Here is a 9,689-nt window from a genome sequence, read left to right on the forward strand (position 1 = left end):
CTTTTCACTTTGATTTTCAATATATGTTTTCACTACGTCTATTGGCGAACCACCAGCAGTTAGCAAGCAAAAACTTCTTGCCCAAAACATCTCTTTCCAAAGTTTCTTTTTCACTTGTGGAAAGTCTCTTTTAATAAGTCGAGAACTTGCACTTTTATAAGCATTAATGAATTTTGTCATTTCTGTATTAGGGTGTGCCTTGAACAAAATATGAACATGGTCTACATCATGATTCCATTCAACTAATGTGATGTTATAGTTTTCAGATAGTCGAACAAACATATCTTTTGCATAGTCTGACGTATCATCATCAAACACATTTCTTCTGTATTTCACGACCAACACAAGGTGATAGTACAACAAGAATACTGAATGGTTATTACTATCTAATTTCATTGATATACCAGCCTTTATAATTTATTAGACTGATTATATCAGAGGCAAAATAAAAAGGAAAACCTTTTAGCTACGCCAAACCGAAATTCATCTTCCACCTACCGTTGGGCTACGCCCTTCACACGCTTGAGGAAGGAGAATTCTTTCGGGAAATTCGTTAAAAATTTGGCTCTAACCTATGAATTTAATGGAATCCAATTTGTATCCCAATACTCGAATAAAGATAATTTGTGACATATTTTAAAATAAACTACATATCAAGCACTCTTTTTTTAAAATTGATATAATATGAGCAAACATCATTGCTCAATACTTCACAATCAAAAAGGAGAAATTGATATGAGAAAACGAAAACGCTTAGTAATAATCGGTAATAGTATATCTAGTTTACGCTGTATTGAACAGATTTTAATACAAAATCCTAATATGTATAGCATTTCTATTTTCAGTGATGAACTCTATCCTCTCTACAATCAAATAAACACTATCTCATTAAAATTAGATATTAAAAATAGAATGCAAAAGCAATATGATTGGTACAAACAACATAATATTAAGCTTTTTACAAACGAAAAGGTAATAGAAATTGATCGTGAGGACGAGGTCATTGTGACAGATAAACGCCGTATTGTTTTCTACGATAAACTCATCATTGCAATAGGATCTACTGCTTTTATTTTCCCCGTTAAAGGACTGCAATTATTTGGAGTAAATAAACTTAGAACAACTGAAGAAATCCAATTTCTATTAAATATTAAGAAGCATGCAAAGAAAGCTATTATTATTGGCAATGGCCTGCTCGGTCTAAAAATTGCACAAAAATTATTTGATTTTGGAATAGACGTCCACGTAGTTCATTTCAGTTCACACTTAATGGCAAAACAAGATATCTTGGCTTGTTCATTACTATGTAACAAGCTAAAAGCAAAAGGGATTCAATTTCTCATGGAAAAAAACACGGTTAAAATCCTAGGTACAGACTATGCAGAGGGGATCCAATTCGAAGATGGCACTATTAAAAAATACGATTTAATTGTAATACCTATTGGTAGGCGACCTAATACACATTTAGCAAAAAAAGCTGGCTTATATGTTAAACGTGGCATAGTTGTTAATAAGTATATGCAAACAAATGATAAATTAATTTATGCAATTGGTGAATGCACTGAACACAATGGTATTACATTAGGATTTCCAGCCCCCCTCCACGCACAAGCTACTGTATTAGCCGAGCATATAACAAATGTACAGACAAATACTCTTTTTGCATAATTTCTTAGTTAATTAAAACTAATTCTTTATAACTTTTATCTAAAAAATTCTTCTTAATAATTGTTTAAGAAGAGTTTTAAACCTTTGAAAACGTGTTAAAGAGAACACTGTAATATTGACACATTTGCAACCCCGTTACGTATTAAATTAAAGTATTAATTTAATTAAGGAGACATACTAAAATGCAACGACACAAAAATATTTATCTATTAATTATTTTATGCACGGTATTATGTATAATAACTCTAGTCCATAAAGGTGAAAATAATAGCGTTAAAAATACAACATATGAGATGGATAAACTTGTTAAAATTGATGAAAAAAAACTATCTTCTAAAGAGAATAATCCTTTAGAAGTCCCTTTGATTTTACAAAATCCAGAATTAGAACGTGGATGCGAAGTTACAAGTTTAGCAATGCTTTTAAATTTTAACAGTCTATCCGTTGATAAATTAGAGTTAGCTGAAAATATTAAATATGTACCTTTTCAAAACAATGGATTTATGGGAAATATGGACGAAGGATTTGTTGGAGATATGTATGACATAGATATGCCTGGTTTAGGTGTGCATATTAAGCCGATTTTAGAGTTAGCCAAATTATACATATCAGAGAATTGTATTATAGACTTAACTGGAAGTAATCCTGAGGATTTATATAAGGCAATTGATAAAGAACACCCTGTTTGGATTTTAACAAACGCGAGCTTTCGCAAACTACCTGATTATGAATTTCGTACTTGGAAAACAAATATGGGTGAGAGACAGGTTACATACCGTCAACATAGTGTTTTACTAACTGGATACACCGATCAATATGTATACATTAATGATCCATTAGATACGGAAAAAAATAAAAGAATTGATAAGAAGGATTTTGAAGAAGCATGGGTCAATTAGGCAGACAAGCCCTAACTATCATTCCTTAAAAAAACACAGAGCTATAAGATTTGAGATAAACTTTAAATTACTAATTTCTCATTATATAATTATTATATAATAATCCCTAGTTTACACGAGAATCACTAACGTTATTTAATTATATAAAATTAAAGGACACACCTATACCATTGGAGTGGTACCTAAGGTGTGTCCCTCGCATAAATCAAAAATATAAGATAAAATAATTTGAAATTTATTTTTTAAGTTTGATTATAAGGCATGTGATATTTTGCGGCTCAAAAAATCCATACCTTATCAATTAAACCGATTGGTAACACATATTCCCTTTTTTGTGATTTACTCATATATAATGATTTTAAGAATTCATATAATTAAAATACTTACTAATTTGTAATAACTCCTCTTTTATATTCTGAGAAAGGGGTCTTTTGTCAGAAACTGATAAGTCTTCTAATAGCTAACTGATTTTTTATTATTATTTTCTTATTTCCAACAGAGGCCATGAGCCCTAAACTTTCAAACTTATTCAATTTACGACTAATAGTCTCTCTTGTTACCCCCGCATAATTTGCCAATTCCTCTCGTGTCAATGGCAAGTTAATAAGTATTCCATCCTCTGTACTTTTGCCATATTTATCACAAAACTCCAATAGTATATGAGCAATTCTAACTTCAGGATTGTTTGTCGCTAAATTTTGCACTAAATTCTCTATCTTAGCTAAACGTTTTGTGACAACTTTTAACAACTTTAATGCAATACTTGGATTTCGTTCCATTATATAATCCATATTTTCTTTTTTTAGCATACAGATATGAGTATCTTCTATAGCATACGCACTAAAATTACTTTTTTCATCATAATTAAATATATTTAATTCACAAAAGGATTCACCACTTGTTAGTATATGCAATATTTGCTCTTTCCCTTGAAGAGTTAATGTACATAGCTTTACTTGTCCACTATTAATAATAAATAATGTATCTGATTTATCTCCCTCAAGAATTAATGGCTGACCCTTTTTAAACTTCCTATGTTTTGTCATTGAAGCTATATTACTAATTTCCTCTTCGGAAAGGGTCTTAAAAATTAGTACTTTTCTTGGGCAAAGCTCTCTTGATTTTTTATGATTATCGTCCATACTTTCTCACCTTACTTTAACTATAGAATTAAAAATATACTGATATCCAAGGTTATTATAGACATTTTTATCAAATATTGCAGTGACCCAAATCACAACTATATGTTTATGAAGACAGTGATATACACTATCTTCATAAACATATTTTGATATGGCATAGAAAAATATGGCCCTGAGGAGAAAGGGTGGTGTCAGGGCCATATAGAGTGTACCGAGAATGGCTGAATCGGTATAAGTATCTGCTACATAATTATTATAGAATTTTTTAAAAAATATTTCTGTGACCAGAATCACATTCAAAAATATAAAAAACAATGAGAATACTGTGCAGTATTCTCATTGTTTTTTCCTTCTTATTCATCTAGTGGTGCAAAATGATTTTTATCTTCTCCGCACACAGGACAAACCCAGTCCTCTGGTAAATCTTCGAAACTTGTTCCTGGTTCTATATCCTCATCTGGATCGCCTACCTCTGGGTTATATATATATCCACATGGTAAACAAATGTATTTTTTCATGATTTCCTCTCCTTTTTGTACAGATTTATATTTTTTCTTTTAACTTGTTCATTATTTCACTTATGTTTGTATTTAATAAATCTATTCCTTCTAACGACACATGCTTTTCAATCGCAGATTTGTAAGAAATAGATGCAGCAACTCCTTCTAATGAAATCACACCGACTATTTTATTATCCTTAATAAATAACCTTGTATACTTCTCCTTACCGTCTTCTTCAACAATTGTTGTATCACATTGCTCTTCATTAACAACTCCAATTGAAAATAAAGATACATTGAATGCGTTAAAAATAGTGGTTGGAATTTCTTTTTTATAAATAGCAGTTTTAGAGACCATATTACTACCTGCTACTCTGCCTTGTTCCAAGGCAGTCCCCCATAAGCCTTCAATTTCATTATTTACTTCTGCAACATCTCCCGCGGCGTATACGGAGTCTATATTTGTTCTCATCTCCTCATCCACAACAATTCCTCTATTTAATTTAATAGCCGTATCATGTACAAGTTTAGTATTCGGAGTAACGCCAATTGAGTAAACAATACTATCACAATTAATTTGAGAATTGTCGTTCATCTTTATGCCAGTTACAGATTCTTTCCCGAGAATAGAATCAATAGAAGTATTTAAATACACCTTTACTCCTTCCTTTTCAATTCTTCGTTTCAAGAGAAGCGAAGATTTTGTATCTAATTGTCTTCTCATTAATAAAGGAGCTACTTCTACAATGGATACCTTTTTACCAGCTTTCAGAATAGACCATGCTGTTTCTAACCCTTGTACACCCCCACCAATGGTCACAACACTTTCTTTGTCCTCTAAATGACCTTTAAGCTCATCTGCTTCTTTCATGTCTCTAATAGTAAAAATATTTTTTTTATTAATTCCATTTATCTCTAATCTTCTATTATTCGCTCCTGTACAAATTAATAGTTTATGATAAGAAAATACCGCTTCATTGGATGTAACAATAAATTGCTCATCTGTATTAATTTTTACCACCTTTGTGTTTATAAAAACTGATATGTGATTATCTTGATACCACTTTTTCTTTTTAATTAACACTTTTTCACTGTGTAAATCTGAATACAGATCCTTTGATAATTTAATTCTTTTATAAGGTAGTGATGGCTCCTCACCAAAAATAAATATATTTGATCCTTTATCATACTCTCTAATAGTTTTAGCGGCATTTACAGCCGCTACACCACTCCCAATAATAACAAAATTCTTTTCCATGTTTTCACCTCCATTTTTCTATTAAATAGAACTCAATAATAAATCTGTAACAAATGTTGTTGCATGTTGGATTTTTTTTACTTTCTCCTCATCTCTTGGAGAGAATCTAATCCGAATAGGAAATTCAACATGAGTCATACCTGTAGATTTGATAACTTTTGATGTGCTTTGTACATTCATATTTGTTTCATTGAGGTAATCTTGTATCACTTCAATTGCCTCTCCACTCCAACCATATGAACCGAATGAAGCTGCAATTTTCCCTTCTAGGTTCATTTCTGTGATTTCTTTTAAAATGTCTTCTAAATTACCAATTATATCTGCATATCTAGTTGAAGATCCTATGAAGACTGCATCTGCTTCTTGGATACTCTTTAAAACCTCTAATTTTTTTGATTTATCAGCGTTAAATACTGTTACATGAATATTATCTGCTTCTAAAGTTTCTTTAATAATATTTGCCACTTTTTTTGTATTATTTTTAATTGTTGTATATACAATTGTTACTTTCTTATCTTGATTCGTATCTCTACTCATATCCGCATATAATTTAATATACTTCTGTATATCCTGACGTAAAATGTAGCCATGAGATGGTGCAATCATTTGTACATCCAAATCTTTTAGAGCTTCTATTAATGTTCTTACATATCTTCTATGTGGATGGATAATGGCATTATAATAACCAATAAAGTCTTCCGTAATATCTACATTCGCTTTATCACTGAAAATCTCGTCATTTGCTATATGAGTACTAAAAATATCACAAGGAAATAAAATTTTATCCTCTACACAGTAGGTAATCATTGTTTCTTCAGTATGAAGATATGGCGTTTCTTTAAATTTCAATGTTTTTCCACCAATATCTAATGTATCACCGTCTTTTACTACTAAAAACTTTCGATTATGCAGTTTATACATCTCTTGTATTTCTGGTACTGCAATTTCTGTACATACAATCGTTGCATTAGTAGCTCTTGATGCTAATGCTGCCAATCCCCCTGAATGGTCGGGTTCTGTATGATTCACTACGATATACTGAATTTCTTGTGGATCAATTAATTTACTTAATGATTCTACAAATTCTCTTCCAAACTCTATATCAACTGTATCGATCACTGTTGGTTTTTCCGTTTTTAGCAAGTACGCGTTATAAGTTGTTCCTTTTGCTAAGATTAAACGATGAAATGGAACTTCTCTATTATCAACTTTTCCTACCCAATATATATCTTTAGTTAACTGAATTTCTTTGCCCATATAACTCAATTCCTCCTCAATCAGATTCGATTTACCACTGAATTATATAAACTTTTTTATAATTAAAAGAGGACTAGAATCACATTTTAAAAAAATTAATAAAAAAACACCTGAGTAACAGCTTTCTACTCAGGTGTTTTTAAAATTTATTTTGTTGCTACAATTACTAATGCCGGACCATCAAGTGAATATATTTTTTTATCAAAATTAGCGTAAGTTTCTACTGACTCAAATCCACAATCTATTAATATGGGAAGTAATTGTTTTTTTGTAATTGGATATAACTCTATACTATTTGAGAATTCTTCACCATTTGTATTTAATGTTACAGTAAATAGTACCTTTTTTCTCACTATTGCATAATCTCGTTTAAATGAGAAATGTTCTTTCGTAATTACTGGAAATATGAAATTTTTTTGATTTAATACTTTTTCATAGTTTACAATTTGAACTATGAACTTTCCATTTTTCTTAAGTTTTTTAAAAGAACGTTGAATGAAATCAGTAATTTCCTGTACATTGTCCAAATGAACCAACGTATTTCCAATACAATAAATACCATCAAATATCCCAGGCACATCGTCTATTTGCTGCATTCTAAGTGTATTTACAAAAAGTCTTCCCTTATGGGCTATAGCCTTCTCAGAAATTTTATCAGCCATTTTCTTCTCTGGTTCCATCGCAGTTACAATCATTCCTTTTTCAACTAATGCATTAGCCACATTCCCTGTTGCCGCACCTACATCAATTACGGAGTCCCCCTCTTGTAAATATGAAGCAATAAAATTCAATTGTTTTTCATTTTCTGGAAAAATTTCATCATAATACGGCATTAATTTTTGGTAAAAAGTCATTATTTATACATTCCTTTCTACATCCAGGATTGGAGAAAACATTAATAAAACAATTAATAAAACAATTAATCAAAATAAATTAATATATTAATATAACATAAACAATATGAATCATTATTAGTCTTTACGAGACAAAATATTTAAATACTATTATTGTTGTAATAAAAACGTAAATAGCATTTATACTCTCTAAAATCCCCACTTTTAAGATTGAAATATTCCTTCCATACAGTACTATAGACCGTATCAAACTTGGGATAAAAATAATGGTAATCGTTGGTGATAAAATAAGTGTAACAATCACAAGTAATAGATGGTACCACCATGACAGAATGCGATACGTTGGATTCTTTTTTTCACGTATCATTGTTTTTACATAAAACGTACTTCCTATAAAATATAAAAATGTTATAGTCGCTATTATCAATATATTTTTATCGACTGTTTTCATTGTGAAGTAATAACTTATAATGCCCCCTATACAAAACAAAAGAATTGCACATACATCATTTAATAAGGCTCGTTCATTTTTTTTGCTAGAAAAATAAATGTTTATACAAAAAAACGGGAGCATAATAATAGAAAAGTAAACTATACGCCATTCATAACTAAGAGCAATAGCTGTACATATACAAGCCTCACCAAAGTACAGAAAAAAATAATACAAATAATACTTCTTTCGCGGCTGTTTTACATACATTAATAAGGGATATGTAGCTAAATACACAAAAAACCACGCTAAAAAAAGAGGTATATGATACCATGTCCATTTACCAGTTAAAATACCTAAAACAAATGGAATAAGCAGCATTCCCCAGGCTCCATGCTGCTTTGGAATAATTAACTTCATTCTTCCACACCTCACATTTAATTTTTTATCAAAATGTTACGTAAGAATGATAAGAATTAGCATGTATATCATTAAATTTATAGATAAAAAACTTTACCAGTGAGAGAATCCCCCCACTGGTAATCATACTCCACCAATTTAGGGAATACCCATCCCAAATAGTAAAATATAATGAATTTCTCATACTCACTCTTCTCTTATAAGATAAACCATGTTTTAAAAAAATACTGTGAGTGAAATCACTGCATTTTATTTTTATACCTTTTATTTTTTGAACTACCCCCACTTTCACTTCGTTTAGAAGTGAGGGATTCCTAAGTAAAGAGTTCTATCGAACTCTAGTTGATTAGGCTAACCCCGCAGTCCTTGCGGTTAGAAGCCTTATCGCTTCATTTTTTATATTGATACTTGCGTTAATATCCCTATCATGGTTTGTACGACAAGAAGGACAGTCCCATTCACGTAGGTTTAGATTTTTAACGTCTTTGTTCTGATATCCACAACAAGAGCATAATTGGCTGGAAGCAAATGTTTTCGATACGACAATGACTTGTTTGCCGTACCATTTTGCTTTGTATTCTAACATGTATCGAAATTGCGACCAAGACACTTCACTAATTGCTTTTGCTAACTTATGATTCTTTAACATATTCGATACTTGCAAATTCTCAATACCGATAACATCGTGGTTTTTGATGATTTCAGTGGAGATTTTGTCTAAGTAATCTTTTCTAGCATTTGAAATGTATTCATGAATTCTAGCTACCTTTACTCGTTGCTTATTCCAGCGAGAAGATCCTTTCATTCTTCTAGAAAGAACACGCTGTGCTTTCGCCAACTTAGCTTCTAATGATCGGAAAAACTTCGGATTTTTATAGGGTCTTCCATCTGACAAAATAGCGAAATCTTTTAGTCCTACATCTATTCCAATGTAAGAATTTGTTTTCGGAAGTTCTTGTACTTCTGTTTCAACTAACAATGACACAAAATATCTACCAGAAGGTTTCCGTCTAACTGTAGCATTTACAATACGTCCCTTTACTTCACTACTTTTGGCAAATCGAACAAGCCCTAGTTTTGGCAATTTAATTTTGTTTTCTATAACAGCAATGTTTTCATTTGTTTGTTTTGTGGTATAAGATTGTACGTTGTTTTTCTTAGATTTAAAGCGCGGGGCGCTGTTTTGTTTTTTGAAAAAGCGTGTATAGGCATCCGCAAGGTTGCGGACAGACGACTGAATCGCAATACTATCCACTTCTTT

The 9,689-nt window shown here is 31.1% G+C and carries 9 protein-coding genes and 1 pseudogene; 2 read left to right on the forward strand and 8 right to left on the reverse strand.

Going from position 1 to position 9,689, the window contains the following annotated elements:
* Positions 1 to 396 (reverse strand): IS200/IS605 family transposase (gene tnpA, locus HMPREF2590_RS03455; protein ID WP_050822658.1); only part of this gene is annotated, 396 nt, incomplete at its 3' end.
* A gap of 339 nt (positions 397 to 735) precedes the next feature.
* Here tnpA and HMPREF2590_RS03465 point away from each other — a divergent pair.
* Positions 736 to 1,668, forward strand: coding sequence for an FAD-dependent oxidoreductase (locus HMPREF2590_RS03465; protein WP_070861318.1), 933 nt, complete (start codon positions 736 to 738; stop codon positions 1,666 to 1,668).
* A 182-nt stretch (positions 1,669 to 1,850) separates the two neighbouring features.
* Positions 1,851 to 2,596, forward strand: a pseudogene (locus tag HMPREF2590_RS03470) (C39 family peptidase).
* 405 nt (positions 2,597 to 3,001) lie between these two features.
* On the opposite strand, the gene HMPREF2590_RS03475 reads toward HMPREF2590_RS03470, so the two are convergent.
* The 7 genes from HMPREF2590_RS03475 to tnpB all read right to left on the reverse strand — a co-directional run.
* Complete coding sequence (locus HMPREF2590_RS03475) at positions 3,002 to 3,709, reverse strand: Crp/Fnr family transcriptional regulator (protein ID WP_000342564.1); 708 nt, start codon at positions 3,707 to 3,709, stop codon at positions 3,002 to 3,004.
* A 353-nt stretch (positions 3,710 to 4,062) separates the two neighbouring features.
* On the reverse strand, positions 4,063 to 4,227 hold the full coding sequence (gene rd / locus HMPREF2590_RS03485; RefSeq protein ID WP_000759867.1) for a rubredoxin: 165 nt from the start codon (positions 4,225 to 4,227) through the stop codon (positions 4,063 to 4,065).
* Positions 4,228 to 4,252: 25 nt separating this feature from the next.
* Positions 4,253 to 5,467 (reverse strand): NAD(P)/FAD-dependent oxidoreductase, encoded by a 1,215-nt coding sequence (locus HMPREF2590_RS03490; protein WP_050822663.1) that lies wholly within the window; start codon positions 5,465 to 5,467, stop codon positions 4,253 to 4,255.
* A 21-nt stretch (positions 5,468 to 5,488) separates the two neighbouring features.
* Positions 5,489 to 6,724 carry an FprA family A-type flavoprotein gene (locus HMPREF2590_RS03495; RefSeq protein ID WP_000513994.1) on the reverse strand — a complete coding sequence of 412 codons (1,236 nt, stop codon included), beginning with the start codon at positions 6,722 to 6,724 and terminating at the stop codon, positions 5,489 to 5,491.
* 146 nt (positions 6,725 to 6,870) lie between these two features.
* Positions 6,871 to 7,578: a class I SAM-dependent methyltransferase gene (locus HMPREF2590_RS03500; protein ID WP_000145189.1), complete on the reverse strand. Its 708-nt coding sequence runs from the start codon at positions 7,576 to 7,578 to the stop codon at positions 6,871 to 6,873.
* 124 nt (positions 7,579 to 7,702) lie between these two features.
* Complete coding sequence (locus HMPREF2590_RS03505) at positions 7,703 to 8,428, reverse strand: YwiC-like family protein (protein WP_000766863.1); 726 nt, start codon at positions 8,426 to 8,428, stop codon at positions 7,703 to 7,705.
* A gap of 346 nt (positions 8,429 to 8,774) precedes the next feature.
* The coding region (gene tnpB / locus HMPREF2590_RS03510) for an IS200/IS605 family element RNA-guided endonuclease TnpB (protein WP_070861319.1) at positions 8,775 to 9,689 on the reverse strand (915 nt) is incomplete at its 5' end.

Origin of the sequence: Bacillus sp. HMSC036E02, assembly GCF_001836235.1 — a bacterium.
In the GTDB taxonomy this organism is placed as follows: domain Bacteria; phylum Bacillota; class Bacilli; order Bacillales; family Bacillaceae_G; genus Bacillus_A; species Bacillus_A cereus.

Excerpts from the sequence above, each read along its gene's own strand:
- HMPREF2590_RS03500 (WP_000145189.1), bottom strand. The coding sequence starts at position 7,578 with ATGACTTTTTACCAAAAATTAATGCCGTATTATGATGAAATTTTTCCA.
- HMPREF2590_RS03465 (WP_070861318.1), top strand. The coding sequence starts at position 736 with ATGAGAAAACGAAAACGCTTAGTAATAATCGGTAATAGTATATCTAGT.
- HMPREF2590_RS03505 (WP_000766863.1), bottom strand. The coding sequence starts at position 8,428 with ATGAAGTTAATTATTCCAAAGCAGCATGGAGCCTGGGGAATGCTGCTT.
- HMPREF2590_RS03490 (WP_050822663.1), bottom strand. The coding sequence starts at position 5,467 with ATGGAAAAGAATTTTGTTATTATTGGGAGTGGTGTAGCGGCTGTAAAT.
- rd (WP_000759867.1), bottom strand. The coding sequence starts at position 4,227 with ATGAAAAAATACATTTGTTTACCATGTGGATATATATATAACCCAGAG.
- HMPREF2590_RS03475 (WP_000342564.1), bottom strand. The coding sequence starts at position 3,709 with ATGGACGATAATCATAAAAAATCAAGAGAGCTTTGCCCAAGAAAAGTA.
- HMPREF2590_RS03495 (WP_000513994.1), bottom strand. The coding sequence starts at position 6,724 with ATGGGCAAAGAAATTCAGTTAACTAAAGATATATATTGGGTAGGAAAA.